The organism is Sinorhizobium psoraleae (genome assembly GCF_013283645.1).
GTDB lineage: Bacteria > Pseudomonadota > Alphaproteobacteria > Rhizobiales > Rhizobiaceae > Sinorhizobium > Sinorhizobium psoraleae.
Genome location: NZ_JABEKV010000005.1, coordinates 135,644 through 153,110, shown reverse-complemented (window position 1 = coordinate 153,110; position 17,467 = coordinate 135,644). Strand labels below are relative to the sequence as shown.

17 protein-coding genes and 1 riboswitch are annotated in these 17,467 nt (G+C 62.0%); of the genes, 9 read left to right on the top strand and 8 right to left on the bottom strand.

What is annotated here, in order from left to right; translation table 11 throughout:
• Positions 1-99: 99 nt before the first annotated feature.
• The 6 genes from ILFOPFJJ_RS26215 to ILFOPFJJ_RS26190 are packed head-to-tail and all read left to right on the top strand — an operon-like array spanning position 100 to position 7,579.
• On the top strand, positions 100-1,308 hold the full coding sequence (locus tag ILFOPFJJ_RS26215) for a glycosyltransferase family protein (RefSeq protein WP_173513488.1): 1,209 nt from the start codon (positions 100-102) through the stop codon (positions 1,306-1,308).
• Complete coding sequence (locus ILFOPFJJ_RS26210; protein WP_173513487.1) at positions 1,305-2,297, top strand: glycosyltransferase family 2 protein; 993 nt, start codon at positions 1,305-1,307, stop codon at positions 2,295-2,297. Before ILFOPFJJ_RS26215 ends, ILFOPFJJ_RS26210 begins: the two co-directional genes overlap by 4 nt.
• Entirely contained in the window at positions 2,297-3,238 is a 942-nt protein-coding gene (locus tag ILFOPFJJ_RS26205; RefSeq protein ID WP_173513605.1) for a glycosyltransferase family 2 protein, read from the top strand. Before ILFOPFJJ_RS26210 ends, ILFOPFJJ_RS26205 begins: the two co-directional genes overlap by 1 nt.
• Positions 3,235-4,248: a glycosyltransferase family 2 protein gene (locus ILFOPFJJ_RS26200; protein ID WP_173513486.1), complete on the top strand. Its 1,014-nt coding sequence runs from the start codon at positions 3,235-3,237 to the stop codon at positions 4,246-4,248. Before ILFOPFJJ_RS26205 ends, ILFOPFJJ_RS26200 begins: the two co-directional genes overlap by 4 nt.
• Positions 4,249-4,252: 4 nt before the next feature.
• Positions 4,253-5,158, top strand: coding sequence for a UTP--glucose-1-phosphate uridylyltransferase (locus ILFOPFJJ_RS26195; RefSeq protein ID WP_173513485.1), 906 nt, complete (start codon positions 4,253-4,255; stop codon positions 5,156-5,158).
• Between the two features lie 54 nt (positions 5,159-5,212).
• Positions 5,213-7,579, top strand: a complete 2,367-nt coding sequence (locus tag ILFOPFJJ_RS26190; RefSeq protein ID WP_173513484.1) for a polysaccharide biosynthesis tyrosine autokinase — start codon at positions 5,213-5,215, stop codon at positions 7,577-7,579.
• A gap of 51 nt (positions 7,580-7,630) precedes the next feature.
• On the opposite strand, the gene ILFOPFJJ_RS26185 is transcribed toward ILFOPFJJ_RS26190, so the two are convergent.
• The 3 genes from ILFOPFJJ_RS26185 to ILFOPFJJ_RS26175 all read right to left on the bottom strand — a co-directional run bounded on the left by ILFOPFJJ_RS26185 (position 7,631) and on the right by ILFOPFJJ_RS26175 (position 9,666).
• On the bottom strand, positions 7,631-7,846 hold the full coding sequence (locus ILFOPFJJ_RS26185) for a hypothetical protein (protein ID WP_173513483.1): 216 nt from the start codon (positions 7,844-7,846) through the stop codon (positions 7,631-7,633).
• A 97-nt stretch (positions 7,847-7,943) separates the two neighbouring features.
• Positions 7,944-8,738 (bottom strand): bifunctional hydroxymethylpyrimidine kinase/phosphomethylpyrimidine kinase, encoded by a 795-nt coding sequence (gene thiD, locus ILFOPFJJ_RS26180; RefSeq protein WP_173513482.1) that lies wholly within the window; start codon positions 8,736-8,738, stop codon positions 7,944-7,946.
• A 111-nt stretch (positions 8,739-8,849) separates the two neighbouring features.
• A riboswitch (TPP riboswitch) is annotated at positions 8,850-8,952 on the bottom strand.
• Between the two features lie 117 nt (positions 8,953-9,069).
• A complete protein-coding gene (locus tag ILFOPFJJ_RS26175; RefSeq protein ID WP_173513481.1) occupies positions 9,070-9,666 on the bottom strand; it encodes a TetR/AcrR family transcriptional regulator in 597 nt (198 codons plus the stop codon).
• Between the two features lie 72 nt (positions 9,667-9,738).
• On the opposite strand from ILFOPFJJ_RS26175, the gene bdcA reads away from it, so the two are divergent.
• The gene (gene bdcA / locus ILFOPFJJ_RS26170) at positions 9,739-10,452 is read left to right on the top strand and encodes an SDR family oxidoreductase (RefSeq protein WP_173513480.1); all 714 of its coding nucleotides are present in this window, start codon (positions 9,739-9,741) and stop codon (positions 10,450-10,452) included.
• A gap of 249 nt (positions 10,453-10,701) precedes the next feature.
• On the top strand, positions 10,702-11,139 hold the full coding sequence (locus ILFOPFJJ_RS26165; protein WP_173513479.1) for a hypothetical protein: 438 nt from the start codon (positions 10,702-10,704) through the stop codon (positions 11,137-11,139).
• A gap of 356 nt (positions 11,140-11,495) precedes the next feature.
• Here the strand turns inward: ILFOPFJJ_RS26165 and ILFOPFJJ_RS26160 are convergent, their stop codons facing one another.
• Positions 11,496-12,011, bottom strand: a complete 516-nt coding sequence (locus tag ILFOPFJJ_RS26160) for an acyl-CoA thioesterase (protein ID WP_173513478.1) — start codon at positions 12,009-12,011, stop codon at positions 11,496-11,498.
• A 285-nt stretch (positions 12,012-12,296) separates the two neighbouring features.
• Here ILFOPFJJ_RS26160 and ILFOPFJJ_RS26155 point away from each other — a divergent pair, with 285 nt between their 5' ends.
• A complete protein-coding gene (locus ILFOPFJJ_RS26155; RefSeq protein WP_173513477.1) occupies positions 12,297-12,716 on the top strand; it encodes a GlcG/HbpS family heme-binding protein in 420 nt (139 codons plus the stop codon).
• 30 nt (positions 12,717-12,746) lie between these two features.
• On the opposite strand, the gene ILFOPFJJ_RS26150 is transcribed toward ILFOPFJJ_RS26155, so the two are convergent.
• From ILFOPFJJ_RS26150 to ILFOPFJJ_RS26135, 4 genes are read right to left on the bottom strand one after another with little or no spacing between them, the layout of a single operon-like run.
• Positions 12,747-13,568 carry a carbohydrate ABC transporter permease gene (locus ILFOPFJJ_RS26150; RefSeq protein WP_173513476.1) on the bottom strand — a complete coding sequence of 274 codons (822 nt, stop codon included), beginning with the start codon at positions 13,566-13,568 and terminating at the stop codon, positions 12,747-12,749.
• Between the two features lie 3 nt (positions 13,569-13,571).
• Positions 13,572-14,438 carry a carbohydrate ABC transporter permease gene (locus ILFOPFJJ_RS26145; RefSeq protein ID WP_173513475.1) on the bottom strand — a complete coding sequence of 289 codons (867 nt, stop codon included), beginning with the start codon at positions 14,436-14,438 and terminating at the stop codon, positions 13,572-13,574.
• A 55-nt stretch (positions 14,439-14,493) separates the two neighbouring features.
• Positions 14,494-15,825 carry an extracellular solute-binding protein gene (locus tag ILFOPFJJ_RS26140; RefSeq protein ID WP_173513474.1) on the bottom strand — a complete coding sequence of 444 codons (1,332 nt, stop codon included), beginning with the start codon at positions 15,823-15,825 and terminating at the stop codon, positions 14,494-14,496.
• 50 nt (positions 15,826-15,875) lie between these two features.
• On the bottom strand, positions 15,876-17,402 hold the full coding sequence (locus ILFOPFJJ_RS26135; protein WP_173513473.1) for a putative N-acetylmannosamine-6-phosphate 2-epimerase: 1,527 nt from the start codon (positions 17,400-17,402) through the stop codon (positions 15,876-15,878).
• Positions 17,403-17,467 lie beyond the last annotated feature (65 nt).

Below are 17,467 nucleotides of genomic sequence, written 5' to 3'. Positions count from 1 at the left end.
AGCATTTGACCAAGTATTGAGCATATGCAGCAACATGTTGCGATGCACAAGAAACTGAACTAAGCTCGGCCGGGGCTGAGCACGGAAACGGATGTTTTCATGCTGCAGATACTTTATTTGGCACAGGACCTTGCCGATCCTGCGGTGCGTCGTCGAATTCTGACGCTTGTCGCGGGTGGCGCGAAGGTGACGCTTGCCGGCTTTCGCCGCGACGTCAATTCGCTCGCCGCGACGCATGGCATTGAGCCGATCGAACTCGGCGTGACAGCCGACGGACGCTTCGCGCAACGGATCGGAGCGATTGCCTCCGCCTGCCTTTCGCTTAAGAGCAAGCTGGCGAATGTCGGAAAGCCCGACCTCATCATCGCCCGCAACCTCGAGATGCTGGCCGTTGCCAAGCGCGCCGTGGCGCTTTTCGGCGGCGGGGTCCCGATTGTCTATGAATGCCTTGACATACACCGGCTGCTCTTGCGCAAGGACGTCGTCGGGCGCGCGCTGCGTGCCACCGAAGCCCACCTCGGACGCGACGCACGTTGGCTGATCACCAGTTCGCCGGCTTTCATCGAGCACTATTTTCGCCCGCTCTCGGGTCTCGATGCACCAGCACTGCTTCTCGAAAACAAGGTCCTCGAAATCGATGGCCCCGCCGATCGGATCGCCGATTCGGCGCAATGCCCCGTGCCCGGTCCACCGTGGAAGATAGGCTGGTTTGGGGCATTGCGCTGCAGCAAGTCGCTGGCGCTGCTTGCCGACTTCTCGCGAAAGATGGAGGGCCGCTTCGAAATCGTTCTCCGCGGCCGGCCCGCCTACTCCGAATTCGAGGACTTTGACGCGTTCGTCCGAAATGAGCCCTTCATGAGCTTCGAGGGCGCCTATCGCAATCCCGAAGATCTCGCCGACATCTATGGCGGCGTCCATTTCACCTGGGCGATCGATTTCTTCGAGGAAGGCCAGAACTCCGCATGGCTGCTGCCGAACCGCCTCTATGAGGGATGCCGTTACGGGCGGGTTCCGATAGCCATGAAAGGCACGGAGACGGCGCGCTTTCTCTCGGTGCGGGGCATTGGGCTGGTGCTGGAGGAGGCCAACGCCGAGAGCCTGGCCGCTCTGCTCGGTCCGATGACGCCGGATCGATACATCGAGGCGACTGAGGGTGTCGCCCAATGCAACCCGGGAACCTGGGTGTTCGATCGTACGGACTGCGAGGCACTGGTGCGGCGCCTCACGGCGCTCGCCGCCGAAACGCCTGAGACGATGCCGACGCCGGCCGTGCCGCAGCCCCGCCACAACGAGGGTGGATTGCTATGAACACCGACTGTTTGACATCCAGCCTGATCGTCATTCCTTGCCTCAATGAGGCTGAGCACATCGAGGGACTGGTCACGAAGCTGCGGCCGTCGTTGGGGCCGCTGAACGCAACGATTGCGATTGTCGACGGCGGCAGCACCGACGGCACGCGCAAGATTGCGAGCCGTCTTGCAGCCGAGGACGAGCGTGTCCTTTTCCTCGATAACCCGATGCGCATACAGAGCGCCGCGATCAACCGCGCCGTTTCGGAACTTGGAGCCTCCTTCGACTACCTGATCCGCATCGACGCGCACGGAAGCTACCCGGACGACTATTGCCAGCGTCTCGTCGAAGAGGCCTTGGCGACCGGCGCCGACGCCGTGGTCGTGGCAATGGAGACCGTCGGCGTCAGCACCTTTCAGAAGGCGACCGCCTTCGCGCAGAACTCAAAGCTTGGCAACGGTGGCTCCAAGCATCGAGCCGGCGCCACCGGCCATTGGGCCGACCACGGACACCATGCGCTCATGCGCATCGCCGCTTTCGAGGCGGTCGGAGGTTATGACGAGACCTTCAGCCACAACGAAGACGCCGAATTGGATTATCGCCTGGGAAAAGCCGGTTACCGTATCTGGATGACCGACAAGACGAACATGGTTTACTATCCGCGCGCGAAGGTTGGTCCGCTCTTCCGGCAATATTTCGGTTATGGCCGGGGCCGGGCGAAGAACTTCCTGAAGCATCGCGCCATGCCCGGCTTGCGGCAGTTGTTGCCGCTGGCGGTAGCACCCGTGGCAGTCGGGGCGCTGCTTGCGGTCGTCAACTGGATCGCCGTCATCCCGTTCGGTGTCTGGGCACTCGCGTGCCTTGGCTATGGAGCATGGATGGTGCTCGGTGAGCGAAATCCCTATGGGCCGCTGGCCGCGATCTCGGCCATGGTCATGCACCTCGCCTGGTCGGCCGGCTTCTGGCGCGAGCTTCTCGACTTGCGACGGTTTCGGGTGATCCCATGATGACAGCGACCGAGAAAGTCTCGCCGGTGCGGATCGATATTGCCGTCTGCACCTTTCGGCGGCCGGAGCTCGTCCAGACGCTTCGTTCGCTCGGCGCAATCGCGGTGCCTGCCGGGGCCGCGATCCGCATCATTGTCGCGGACAACGACATCGAACCCAGCGCAAAACCTCTCGTGGAGGCTCTCCGAGCGGAGATGCCCTTCGACTTGACCTATGTCCATTGCCCGGCGTCGAACATCTCGCTCGCACGCAACGCCTGCCTCGACAGCAGCACAGGCGATTTTCTCGCCTTCATCGATGACGATGAGACCGCTTCGAAAGAGTGGCTGGTAAGCCTGCTGGAAGCGGCGCGCACGACCCGCTCCGATGCGGTTCTGGGGCCTGTCCGTGCCACCTATGGCACGTCGGCACCTGCCTGGATGCGTCGCGGCGACTTTCATTCGACCCGGCCCGTTTGGGTCGGCGGTGAAATTCGCACCGGCTATACCTGCAACGTCCTGCTGAACATCGGAGCGCCTGCGCTTAATGGCCGCCGCTTCAAGCTCGCACTCGGCAAGAGCGGTGGCGAGGACACGGACTTTTTCGCCGCGATGCATGACGCCGGCGGAACCATCGCTTTTGCTTCGGAGGCCTGGGTCGATGAGCCGGTTCCGGAAAAACGCGCCTCCCTCTCATGGCTTTCGAAGCGTCGCTTTCGTTCCGGCCAGACGCACGGCCGCCTGCTGGCGGAGAAATCAAACGGTTCACGGCAGCCGTGGAACCTGGCTCTGGCGTCTGCCAAGTCGGTCTATTGCTCGTTGGCGGCCCTGCTTTTCCTGCCTTCTCCCGTGCATCGCTATCGTTTTGCGTTGCGCGCGATCATGCACGCCGGCGTCGTGAGCGGGCTTCTCGGTCACAAGCAACTCGAACAGTATGGAGCAACGGGAGTGACGTCGGCATGAGCGAGTTCGTTCCGGACGTCACCTTTGTTGTGGCTGCCTACAATGCCGCGGACACGATTGTCCGCGCCGTCGAGAGCGCGCTTCGCCAGGAAGGCGTTGCCGTCGAGGTGGTTGTCGTCGATGACCGTTCATCGGACGGGACGGTGGGCATTGTTTCGACGATCGGCGATCCGAGGGTGCGGCTGATTGCGCTCGAGCACAATCGCGGCCCCGGCGGGGCCCGCAATGTGGGCTTGGCAGCGGCGCGCGGCAAATGGATCGCGGTTCTCGATTCGGACGACACCGTAAGGCCGGATCGGCTGGCGCGAATGATCGAGCGCGCCGAGAAATCCGGAGCCCAGGTCGTCGTCGACAATCTCGACGTCGTTTCGCTTGATGGGCGCAGCGTTAGAATGTTCTCGGAGGCCGAGCTCGCTCGACAGCCGCTGTTGACACTCGCCGCCTTCATCGGGTCGAACGTGATTTTTCGCTCGCAGCACAACTTCGGCTACATGAAGCCGGTCTTCGAGCGGCGCTTCCTCGAGGAGCATGATCTTCGTTTCGACGAGACGCTCCGGATCGGCGAAGACTATATTCTGCTTGCCTCCGCCCTTGCCTCCGGCGGCCGCTGCGCCATCGAACCCTCGGCCGGCTACATCTATCATATCCGCGAGGGTTCCATCTCACGCGTGCTCAAGCTGGAGCATATCGACGCCATGATGTCCGCAGATGAAGCGTTCCTGCGCCGCTATCCGCTCGATGTCCTGTCGGAAAGGATGCAGCGCAAGCGTACCCGCGGCTTCCACCAGGCGCGCTCGTTTCTACTGCTGGTCGAGCAGTTGAAAAAAAGATCGTTGGCCGGCGCGCTCAAGGCCGCGCTCGCCGACCCCCTTGCGCTTCGGCATTTGCACATGCCGATCGCCGTACGACTGCGCCGCCTTGCGGCGCGATCCGCAGAGACCGCCCCCATGACGGTGGCGGCTGAACGATCCCCGCTGGGCGGCGAGAGCCCTCACACAAGCAAAGGATGATACAATGGACCGTATCAGGACCGTCAGAAAAGCAGTAATTCCGGTTGCCGGAAACGGAACCCGGTTCCTTCCCGCGACGAAAGCCGTGCCGAAGGAAATGTTGACGATCGTCGATCGGCCCGTGGTTCAATACGCCGTGGACGAAGCGCGTCAGGCCGGTATCGAACACATCGTCTTCGTCACCAGCCGCAACAAGCAGGCAATCGAGGACCACTTCGACGATACGCCCGAGCTCATCTCGTCGCTGGCGCGTTCGGGTAAGAAAGCACAGATTTCCGAGCTCGAAAGCATGCTGCCGACCGCCGGCTCCGTGAGCTTCACACGCCAGCAGGCCCCGCTTGGTCTCGGCCACGCGGTGTGGTGCGCACGCGACCTTATCGGCGACGAGCCTTTCGCGCTTCTGCTTCCCGACATGCTCTCCTTCGGCGCACGCGGCTGCATGGCCGGACTGATGGATCTCTATCGGGAAGTCGGAGGCAATGTCGTCGCCGTCGAGCAATGCGCCCCCGAGGACGCGCCCAAATACGGCATCGTCGGCAAGGGCGGAACGGTTCGGCACGGGTTCGCGGTAACGCAGATGGTCGAAAAGCCTACCCCGGAAGAGGCACCGTCGAACTACTATCTCAACGGGCGCTATATTCTCCAGCCGGAGATCTTTTCCATTCTCGCGCACCAGCAGCGCGGCGCGGGCAACGAAATCCAGTTGACCGACGGCATGCTGAAGCTTTCGACGACACAGCCCTTCCACGCCCATCCCTACGAGGGCAGAACCTTCGACTGCGGTTCGAAGCAAGGCTTCATCGAGGCGAATGTCGCTTTCGCGCTCAACCGCGCGGATATCGGCGAGATGGTGCTCGAATCCGTTCGCGAGATTGTCCTGTCTCACGAAAGCCGCATCCGAGCGGCATAAGCAAATGTTTCCCGGCGGCTCCTGGAGCCGCCGGCGCACGGACCGGAGAAAAAAATGAACAGAGCGGCCCCCATGAAACAGAGAAGTGTCCCCTTGAGCATCGTGCCCCGCGAGGAAGAAGCCGACGGTTTTATCGATCTTGATCGACTTCTGGCGATTGTCGTTCGCAGGGCCAAGCTGGTTGCGGCCTTTGTTGTCCTCTTCATCATGCTGGGCGTCGCCTACCTGCTGTTTGCGACATCGATCTACACTTCCATGACGCAGATTCTGCTTGACGAGAATCTGTCCAAATTTGCCGAGGAAGAGCCAACGCCCGCAAACAGCCAGATGCTGGACACCCAGATCGCAAGCGCCGTGGAGATCCTGAAGTCCGGCGAGCTTGCCCTGCGGGTTGTCGACAAGCTGAACCTTTCCGAGAACGAGACGATCATCAATCCGCCGCGTTCGCCGGTTGCCATCGTAAAGGAGTGGCTGAGGACAGCGACCGGCCTCTTTTCGTCCGGTCCCGTGGTTTCGGAGGAGGCGGCACGCAATGGCCGGCGATTGAAGGCAGCAGCGTTGATCCAGCAGGCCCTGACGGTCGAGCGCGTATCGCGAAGCTCCGTAGTCGCACTAGCCTACAAGTCGAGCGATCCCCTGCTTGCCGCTACCGTCGTGCGTGGCTATGCGGAAGCCTATCTCACCGATCAGTTGAACGCCAATTTCGAAGCGACGGAACGGGCTTCCGTCTGGCTGCAGGAACGCCTCGCGGATCTGCGGCAGCGCTCGCTGGCGGCAGCACTCGAGGTTGAGCGGTTCAGGAGCGAAAACGGTCTGACCGCCGCGCGCGGTGAACTGATGTCCGAACAGCAACTGTCGGACCTCAACAGCCAGCTCATCGTCGCCCAGGCCGATACGGCCACCGCCTCCGCGCGCTACAACCAGTTCAAGTCGATTATCGACCAGGGGCCCGAGACCGCCGTAAACAACGCGACCATCTCTCCCAAGGAGGGAGACAACATGGTTATCCGCGATCTCAGGGCCCGCTATCTCACCATCGGCAAACGCGAGCAGGAGGTCGCCCAGAACTTTGGCGAGGACCACCCGCAGGCTGTATCGCTCAGGACCGAGCAGGCCGACATCGCGCGGCAGATCTATCAGGAACTGCAGCAACTGACGGCAAGCTACAAGAATGAATACGAAGTCGCCCGCTCACGCGAGTCGTCGTTGCGCGAGAGCATCGAAGGGGTCGTGGGCCGGAACACGAACGCCAGCGAGTCGCTTGTTCATTTGAGGGAGCTCGAACAGAAGGCGGCGGCGCTCAAGACGCTTTACGAGTCCTATCTCGGCCGCTACGAGCAGGCGGCGCAGCAACGCTCCTTCCCGATCGCCAAGGCCCGGGTCATCTCCGAAGCCGGGGTTCCCACCGCCCCATCGAGCCCGAAGAAGACCTTGACGCTTGCACTTTCCGCCGTGCTCGGCTTGATGGCCGGTGGCGCCTTCGCCGCCTTCCAGGAGTTCCGCGAGAGAACCTTCCGTCTTGAAGACGACGTGCGCACCATCCTCGGCCACAAGTCGCTCGGTTATGTTCCGCTGGTCGGCATACGAACGAAAAAATCTGCGGAACTCGTGCGCACGCGCTTTGCGTCCGACAGGCAACCAGAAGCGATCCCCGAAGGGACGGTGGAATTCCAGCGCCTGTCGCGCATGGTCCTCGATGCGCCGCAATCCTCTTTTGCGGAAACCTTCCGAAACGCCAAGCTCGCCTGCGATCACATGCTGCACGGCAACGAAAGCCGTGTGATCGGGATCGTTTCGGCGGTTCCGGACGAGGGGAAATCCGTCGTCGCCGCAAACTTCGCGGCGCTGTTGGCCGCAAGCGGCAAGCGGACGCTCTTGATCGACGGCGATATACGCAAGCCCGGCCTCACCCAGATGATCACGCCCGCTCCGCGCACGGGGCTCGTCGAGACGCTGATGGGAGAGGCCACCTGGCCCGCCGGCATCAAGGTCGACCAGCGGACCAAGCTTGCCATTTTCCCGGTTGGCGGCGAGGCGTCCCATCATCAACCGCATCAAAGCCACGAACTGCTCGCATCGGCTGCCATGGCAAACCTGATCGAGAACGCGCGCAGCTCGTTCGACTACGTGGTCGTCGACCTCGCGCCGCTGGCACCCGTCGTGGATGCGAAGGCCTTTGCTCCCCTTGCCGACGGTTTCATCTTCGTTGTCGAATGGGGAAGAACGCCGTCCCGACTGGTGCGCGACGTCTTGCATTCCGAGCCGCAGATCAATTCAAAGGTGCTTGGGGTTATCCTCAACAAGACCGACATGGACGAGCTTTCGAAGTACAGCGACTTCGGCGGTGTGGAAAAATATCGGCATCGTTACGGCAAATACTATGTCGAGCATACGATCGACGGGAACCGCCCCGCAGCTTAGCTCATGGCTCGCGTCCGCATCTGCGAAGGCAGGTGCGGACTGCCGTCGGTTTCATCGAAACCGGGAAGCGACCTGACTTTGACTGACTTCGGATTTCCGCAGCGGCGAAAAATCATCGTGACGGCTTTCGATCGAGCCCGACGATCCAGCCAGCGCCATCAGGGCCACCACGACCGCCAGCACAGCGAGTGCCAGCGCATGAAACAGGAAAAACTCCGCAGGGAACGAGCCGCCGTCTGATAAGACGCGCGGCGCCGTCGAGCCCATTAACCATGGAAATCATGTTTGAGTCGCAACCGTCGCGACACCGCGGCGTCCGGAGCGGCTTGCGGGCGGGTGCAGTTTCGACGACGTCTCGCGGCTACTACCACCAGCTGTGGAAGTGGTGCACGGGACCGCGTCCCTTGCCCACGGCCAAGGCATCCGCTGCGGAAATCGCAGCATGCAGATAGGCCTTGGCGGCGCGTACGGCATCCGTCAGTGGCTGCCCGAGCGCGAGGCCGGCCGCGACCGCTGCCGAAAGCGTACAGCCCGTGCCGTGATCGTTGATCGTCTCTACCCGCGCAGCCGGGAGGCGAGTAATCACGTTGCCGTCGAAAAAGAGGTCGGTGGCCTCGCCGTTCTGCAGGTGCCCGCCCTTGACCAGAACCGAGCGGGCGCCGCTCTTGAGAATGGCTTCGGCCTGCCGCGCCATCTCCTTTTCATCCTCGGCGACGGAACGGCCAGTCAGCAACGCGGCTTCCGGTAGGTTTGGAGTGGCGACAAGCGCCAGTGGCAAGAGTTCCTCCGCCAGGGCCGCGACCGCATCCGGCTGCAGCAACCGGTCGCCCGAAGTCGCCACCATGACCGGATCCACAACGGCGCGCTTGCCGAAACGACGCAGTCCGTCGGCGATGGCGGCGATTGTTTCCCGACGTGAGACCATGCCGATTTTCACGGCGGTCACGTCTAGATCGGAAAATACCGCATCGATCTGTGCTGTGACGATTTCCGGTGAAAGGTCGGCGACGGCGGTGACGCCCCTCGTGTTTTGAGCCGTGACCGCCGTTATGACGCTGGCGCCATAGACACCGAGGGCGGAAAAGGTCTTGAGATCCGCCTGAATGCCGGCGCCGCCGCCGGAGTCGGACCCGGCTATCGTCAGTACGATCGCCGTCATCGGATTTTCGCCGCGACAAGGGGTAAGAAAGGTGAGTGCATCATCGGTCGGTCTCCAGATCGGAATATCACGGAGATCCGGGAACTCGCGAAGACGTGGCTGGAGGCCGTCAAAGCCCCGTGTTCCCGTTCCTACGCCGGCATGACCCGGATCAGGTTCAAGGGTTCGGCTCATCGCCATCTCAGCACCGCTCGGTGCTCCCCTCGGAATGCCCGCATTGTATCGGACAGCTGAACCGGTCTGTCAACGTCTCCGGGCTGCGCACGGCAGAGTAGCCGAGTCTTTCATCGCCGCGACGCAGTCAGAGCACGGTTGAGGGCCGTGAGAAGACTCATCGCGCCTTGTCGGACATGAAGGCCAGCGATGCCGTGCGCCCGATTGCGCGCAGTCGGGCGGCACCGAGACCGTCGCGGGCGCTTGCCGAGAGGCCCGCCAGGACCGCCATCACATAGTCCGTGATCTCGTCCGCGCGGTCTGCCGCTCGGTCAGCGATCACATCGCGCACCACCTGCCGGCTCCGACGCCACAGCGTCTTTGCCTTGTCGCAAGCGACCGCATCCGTGCCGCCGCGCGCACCTTCAATAACCAGGCAGCCGGTCGCCTCGGGATGTGTCGTGTAGGCAACGGCCGCAGCATCGAACAGGTCCGCCAGCGCTTCGTTCAGCGGCTTTTCCGGCGCGAGCAGACGATCGAAGTCCAGCCCCTCCGTTTTCGCATAACGCTCCAGCGCACGCCCATAGAGATCGGCCTTGCTGCCAAAGGCGGCATAGAAGCTCGGCGGATTGATAGCCAGGGCTCCCGTCAGATCGGCAAGGCTGACGGCGTCATATCCCCGTTGATGGAACAGCGCCTGCGCTTTGCCGACGGCTTCGTCTACGTCGAAGTTACGGGGTCTCCCGCGCGATTTCACATTTTTTGTATCAGTCACTACAAAATCCTTGCGCCAACGTGGAATACTCGTTATGTAGCGTTTACTACATTTCTTCTCAAGGAGCGAACCATGGCAAATTTCAGCGGCAAGAAAATCTTCGTCATAGGTGGTAGCCGCGGTATCGGCGCGGCCATTGTCCGTCGTTTTACCGGTGAAGGCGCGACCGTCGCTTTCACCTACGCGGGCTCAACCGAAGCAGCAAAGGCACTCGCGTTGGAAACGGGCGCGATCGCAATTCAATCCGATGCCGCGAACCGTGATGCGGTCACCAAGGTCGTCAGGGATCAAGGCGCGCTCGACGTGCTCGTCGTGAATGCTGGATCGCTCGTCCTCGGCGATCCGCTGGAAGTCGATGCGGATGCCGTCGACCGTATGATCGACGTCAATGTACGCGCGCCCTATCACGCGGCGGTCGAGGCCGCGCGGCAGATGCCCGATGGCGGCCGTATCATCATCGTCGGTTCGGTCAACGGCGACCGCATGCCCTTTGCCGGCGGAGCCGCCTATGCGCTGACAAAGTCGGCAGTGCAGGGCATGGCCCGCGGCCTCGCGCGCGATTTCGGAGACAAGGGCATAACGGTCAATGTCATCCAGCCCGGTCCGACGTCTACGGACATGAACCCGGAGGACGGTCCGATGAGCGAATTCATGCACAGCTTCATGGCGATCAAGCGCCACGGTCGCCCGGAGGAAGTCGCCGGCCTGGCCGCCTATCTCGCCGGTCCCGAAGCCGGGTTCACGACCGGCGCGCTCCACACCATCGACGGCGGGTTCGGCGCGTAGCACGCCGCGGCGATCAAACCCCGCACGCCGGTCGCAACCGGCGCGCGGTTGTAGCTGCTCGGCAATATCACCGGACACGCGCAAAACGGTCTCGCACCACGGCCACATCGTTGTGAAGGCTGCACATTTTGGTGAAAGCGGCTCCCCAGAGCATATCGTGATTGGACTTCGGCACCCGTAAGAGTCACCTTTATAGCGGGCTAAATTCGGAACTGGGGCGGAGCAACTATCGTCTGAATGGAGGCCAAAATGAAGCACCATGCACTCGACCAACTGCAGATCGTCGCCGAGGTCAAACAGGATTTCCCACGCCGGCTGACAACGCGCGCAGAGCGTCTGGAACGCTGGGCGGAACTCCTGGAACAAATCCCCCACCGCCACCTCTCGACGCTGCACGAGACCGAGTATCAGCCGGCCAGAGTGCGTGCGACCATGCGCGGCGACGACTCGCCGATCTCGGTCGCATTCAAGGATCCTGTCCTGCGCGCAGCCGGATTGGAAAATGACACTTACGGCGAAGCAAAGCGGTTCTTCGAACTGAGCGACGAGCAATTGCACAGGGTTATCTGCTATTGCCACTTCGGTGCCACGGTGAGTGCTGCCACGGCAGCCCGTCACATCCGTGCAGCGATCGCGGGAAAACAGACAGGCCTGTTCGCGCGTTTGCGCGCGATCTTCGTCGGTTGAAGCGAGCCGGCAACGCTCTGCGGGCTCATGGCTAAGCGGCCAGCTTGGCCTGCCGCAGAGCGGATGTCGCCGGATTATTCGATCAGCCCGACCGTTCGGCCGGGACGAAAGTGTTTTGGTCTCCAGGGCTGTTTGTCGGGGCCCGCATGTGGCCCCGGCTCTTCACGCGCGTGGGATTTTGTATCATCCACTCGCTGCCTGTCGAACTACTTCCCGCTCTTTGAGCCAGATGATCGCATCGTAGGTCAGCTTCGCGCCCCCGTTCCGTGCGAGATAAGCCCAATATCATTTCGCGGCAGAAGATCGCTCGTGCGGCGGAATTGACCGATCATCACAAGAATAACCGGCGCCCCGCCTCAACCTGGCGCCCCTTCCACGTCGCGGCCGGTTTGCGCCACCGCCTCCAGACGGTTGGCAAACTCGCGCCGCAGCGTCCGGCGCAACTCGGCCGCGCGATGCCGGCGCTGGTCGGTCGCCGTCTCGGGACGCCATTGCGGCACTTCCACCGGGCGGCCTGCGCTATCCACGGCGACCATGGTGAAATAGCACGAGTTCGTATGCCGTCGGGTACCGGCACGGATATCTTCCGCCTCCACGCGAATACCGACCTCCATCGAGGTCCGGCCGGCATAGTTGATCGATGCGCGGAAGGTGACCAGTTCGCCCACCTGGATCGGCTCCTTGAAGATCACCTGGTCAACGGACAAGGTCACCGCATATTGCTTGGAAAAGCGCGAAGCACAGGAAAAGGCAACGCGATCGAGCAGATTCAAGAGCGCACCGCCATGGACCTTGCCACTGAAATTGGCCATGTCCGGCGTCATCAAAACGGTCATTTCAAGCCGTCGCGCATCCTGCTCCATCGGCGTCATCGGTCCCTATCCTTTTCGTGTTTGTCATCATGGTTTCACAACATCATACCGCGCAACGGTGACGCCTGTCTGGTTCGTTGTGCGGCGCTGCAGACGGCCCCCGGCCGACAGCGCCATGACGTAATGACTTCAACCTTCCTACTCGCCCACAACAAGCCCAGTCTCTGCTCGCCCCGCGCAACATGGCACTCCGACTTATTCCCCGACAGCGAAAGTGCTTCGCCGAACACGAGCATTCTCTTTCCCGCCCCGTTGTAGTGTCGTGACGAAAACAGGGAGAGAACGATGACAAATTACAAAGAGACGATCAGCCTTGCCCACGAAGGCGCAATGAATGCCCTTGCGGCGGCAGTGCGTCACGCGGAAAGCATCGGCGTTCCGCAATGCGTCTTCGTCGTCGACGCCAGCGGCGAGACGATCGCCAGCATCCGCATGGACGGCGCGAAATATCTGAGCATGCATACTGCCCGCTCCAAGGCCCGCACCGCGGCCTCGATCAACGGGCCGACTGGCGCGATGCCGGTCGAGTTCGGCGTTGCCGCCGGAATCGCATCGCAGGGCGGGGTGACGCATCTTCCGGGCGGTCTGCCCATTCGCTTCGGGGGCAAACTTGCCGGCGCCATCGGCGTCGGCTCCGGCACGAGCGAGCAGGATTTCGAAGTAGCCCGCACAGCCCTGAAGGCAATCGGCGCCGATCCGGGTTGAGCAGTCGAGTGGGCGCGCGCAAGCGCGTGCCTAGCCCTTCACGGCACCGGCAGTCAAAGACGCCGAGATCTGCCGGTACATCAACAGGCCCAGCAAGGCGGGGGGCAATGCGCCGAGCACCATCACGGCCGAGGCAGTGCCCCATTGCACGCCGCCCCCGCTCGCGGCGAAGAAGAACGATGCTCCGACCGTCATCGGAACCGCTCGGTTCGTCGTCAGCATCAGGCCGAAGAGGAATTCGTTCCAGGCCGTTATGAACCCGAAGATGAAGGTCGTGACCAGGGCCGGTCGCACGATCGGGCGGATGATCATGAGCATGACCTGCCAGGAACTGGCGCCGTCCATCTTCGCTGCCTCGTCCAGCTCCGCCGGCACGTCGGAAATCGCGTTGACGAGGATGACGAGCGCCAGCGGCGTGTTGACGATCGTCAGGATCAGACCGAGGCCGAGCTGCGTATCGAGCAGCCCCAACCACTGGTACATCATGTAAAGCGGGATCGCGAAAATGATGAGCGGTACGGCACGCAGATTGATGATGAGCGGCAGCAGCGTGCGCTTTCCCGTCTCGCTCCGAGCGATGGCGTAAGCAGCCGGAAAGGCGAGCGCAATCGCCAGCCCCGTACCGATCAGCGAGGCAACCGTACTGTTGAAGAGATAGCCGTAGATGTTGAACCGATCGGTCTCGCCCAGCACTCGCGTGTAGTTTTCAAGTGTCGGTTCGCCGATCCAGAACCCGGGGTTGAACGACAGTTCGCGCGCGCTCTTGAATGACGTGATCACTGTCACGATGACAGGGAAGTTCATCGCGAGCACGGCGATCGAAAAAACGAGCCAGCGCAGCAGATTAAGCATCGGTCAGCGCCTCCTGCGACCCGTTATCCAGTTGAGGCCATAAAGCACCGCAAGCGACGCCAGAAAAAGGACGACGGATGCCGCGACGGCCTTGCCGATCGCCCCGCCTTTGAAGAAGGCCTGGTAGATGTAGATCGAGAGCGAGGTCGTCGATCCGCCGGCCCCGCTGCCGGTGAGCGCATAGACGTTGTCGAAGACACGAAAGCCGTCGATGAAACGGATGAAGAAGGCAATCATCAGCGTCGGCATCATCAAAGGCAGCTCGATCCACCAGAGCGCCTTCAGAGCCGACGCACCATCAAGCGAGGCGGCTTCGCGAACCTCGAGCGGTATCGCGGCGTAGGCCATGTAAAAGAGCAGGAAGGCGAACGGCGTCCACTGCAGGATTTCGACGACAAGCAGCGTACGGAACGCGTTGTCGACGTCGAGGAATGCCGGGCTATCACCGAGCCATTCGAACAGATAATAAGGCACCGGGCCAGCGAACTCGTGCAAAACAAGCCGATACATGAGGCCAATCATTGCCGGCGCGACCATCAGCGGCAGCATCAGGGGTGCCATCAGATAAGAGCGCTTCGCCAGAAGCGGCGTGAGGAAGACGGCCAGGAAAAGCCCGATCAGGCATTCCGCGAGAGCCGTCAGAATGCCGAAGCGCATCGAGAACGAGACAGCGCCCCAGAACTCGCGATCGGCGAGGACCGCCGCATAGTTGCCGAACCCGCTGAGAGTGGGGCTACGCAATGTTTCAAAGGAAACGGTCGAGATCGAATAGACAAGATTGACCGCCGCCGGAAACCCCAGGAAAAGCAGCAGGAAGCCCACGAGCGGCGTGAGATACGCCCTGCCTTCGGCGCGTTTTACGATAGCCATTTCCATCCATCGAGTGCGCCGGACGCCAAGCTGTCGCCCGGCGCCCGACTGGGAATTACTTCTTCAACAGATCCTGCATACCGGCCTTGGTGTGCGCCAGTGCATCTTCGAGACTTTGCTGGCCGGCCCAATAGCCGGTGAATTCCTTCGCCTGCAGTTCGTAGACCGAAAGCGCCTTTGCCGAGGTTGCGCCGTTCATGACGTAGCCGTATTTGCTGGCGAATTCGCCGAGCTTGACGAGGTCCGGCCGCTCCTTTGAAACCTTGGCAACCACGTCCGGGGCAAGCGCCGGCGAACCACCACTGCGGGCGTAGAGCAGAGCAGCATCTTCGGTGGCCAGCCATTTCAGGAATCTGACGGCACCTTCCTTGTTCTTGGCGTTCTTGTTAAGGCCGAGGCCCAATCCATGGATGTGGTCGGCGCGGCCATCCGGACCTGCCGGCGGTGCGACAATCCCGGTGACCTCAGCAACCGCCGGCGTCTTTTCCGCATTGGTCAAATCAGCGGCGGCGGCATTCCATTGCAGCGCGGTCGCCGCCTGGCCGGAACCATAGGCCGCGTTCGTCTCCGCATATTCGTAGCTCAGCGAATCCTTCGGTGAAGCGCCTGCATCATAGAGCTTCTTGTAAAGTTCCAGCCCGGTCTTGTAGGCGTCGGAATCGACAGTGACGTTGCCCTCCTTGTCCATCCAATCCGCACCGTAGGAACGCGGCAGCGACTGGAAGACCATCATGTTGAAAAGCAGGTTCTTCATCTGCAGCACTGTACCGTAGCGGACCGGGCTCTCGGAATTCACCTGCTTGCTGAAATAGAGCGTGGTCGCCGCCCAATCGTCCCAGGTCCAGCTGTCCGGATCCTTCGGCTGGAGGTCCTTGCCGAGATGCTCCTTGGCGATCTCCGCATATTTCTTCCTGGCCGCATCGTCCCGCATCAACGCGTCCACCAAGTCCTTGCGGTAGTACATGAAGTGCAGGGACAGATCGGTCGGCACGCCATACTGCTTGCCGTCGAACTGCATCGTCTTCAGCACGGACTCGCCGAACACCTTGCCGGCACCGGTACCCAGATCGACGGGCTCCATGTAGGGCGCGTAACGACCAATCGAATAGGTCGCGACAAGATTGACATCGAAGGCATCCGAGCCAGCCGCCATGTCCGCCTGCAATTTGTCGAAGAAGCCGTCTCGGTTGAAGAAGAGCAGTTCGACCTTGTCGGCATCGGTGACGCCGGACTGAGCATTATAGGCTTCGACGGTCGCGCGGAGCGCGGTCTCCTCCGAACCGCCCGGCCAACCGAGAACTGTGACCGTTGCATGGGACATGCCCGGCAGGGCAACGCTTGCGAGAAGAACGGCCACAGCCGAAAAAGACGTCCTGTTCAGTTTCATCGTTGTTCCCTTTCTTATCTTTTCACAGTTCGAATGCATGCGAAGCGTCGCTACCCGCCCTCTCCCGCGAGATCGGCGACGCCGATAATGCCCGCGCGGCTGCCGAGCTTGGCCGCCAGGAGACGAGGAGCGAGACGCGGCGCAATGTCTTTCAGATGATCGCGCATCTCATCGATGTAGCCGGCGGCAAGCCCGATGCCGCCGCCGATGACGATCTGGTCCGGATCAAGCATCAGCTGAATGTCGCGGCAGAGGGTCGCCGCGCGCAGCGTCGATTGCGAAACGATCGCTCGTGCCCATGGCTCGCCCTGTCTCGCTTTCTCGAATACCTCGGCGGCGTTCGCCTCATGGCCGGCCTTCAGGGCCTCTGCGGCGATCCAGCGGCCGGATGTCTCGTCCTCAAGCGGTGACCGCCCCTGCGAGGGGCCACGAATGAGACCGAAATGACCTGCCAATCCCGATAGCGGCCGTCCGTCGATCACGATCCCGCCGCCAATTCCGGTCGAGATGGTCAGAAAGACAAGGTTTCCGCCGGAGCCGGCTCCGAATTTAAATTCTCCCCAAGCCGCCGCCTGAGCGTCGTTCATGGCGATGGCCGGTTTGCCGAAAAGGCGCGTCGCCCTCTCAGCCAGAGGGTAGTCGTCGGGAATGCCGAGCGTCGCCGGATTAAGCGCCGACCAGCGCCCATCCTGAACGAGCCCTGTTACCGCAAAGCCGACGCGGACATAACGGTCGCGCCAGTGGCCCGTCTTGTCGGCGATGGCCGCAAGCCATGAGTCAGGCCCCGCTTCGCGTGCCGTCGGGACGACGATCTCGTCGATAATCGCGCCGCCTTTCACCAGCGCCGCCATCGTCTTGGTGCCGCCTATGTCGATCGCAAGCACGGTTTCCGCCGCCCTCTCCTCCGCCTTGCCATAAGCTTTTGCCAAAGCCTCGTGGAACCACGAAGTTACGTGCTCCGTGCGGGTGATGGCCGAGCCCACGACCACCGCATAGGCGCCGGCTTTTACAGCGGCTGCTGCCTGTTCCGGCGAGCGGATACGCCCCTCGGCGATGACATAGGGTGTGAGCTTCCGCATGGCCGCAATGAGATCTATGTCGGGGGCGACCGGTTCGGGACCACCCACATATCCGGAAAGGGTCGTGCCGACGAAGTCCACACCCGCGGCGAGGGCGCGCTCGGCATCTTTCAACGAGGAGCAATCGGCCATCGCCAGCTTGCCCTTTGCCTTTACCGCTCTGACCAGATCCTCAACCCCGGCGGGGCGCATCCGGTCCGTCGCATCGAAGGCAACGACGTCCGCGCCGGCGTCCGCGAGTGCCTCGGCGTCGGAGACATAGGGCGTGATCCTCACCGGACTTTCGGAAAGGTCGCGTTTGACAATGCCGATGATGGGGGCGGCGACCGCAGAGCGCACGGCTCCGACGTAGGCGACGGACTCGATCCGCAACGCACGGGCGCCGGCGTCGAGCGCCGCCTTTGCGAACCCGGTCACGAATTCGGCTTTGTCCATCGGGCCTGCCGGAACCGGCTGGCAAGAGACGATCAGGCCGTTCCTTATGTCTTCGCGCTGCAATCGTGACACTCCGTTTCGGCATCACGATAAATGGAAAATACCAGATTACAACCAGTTTGTGACTG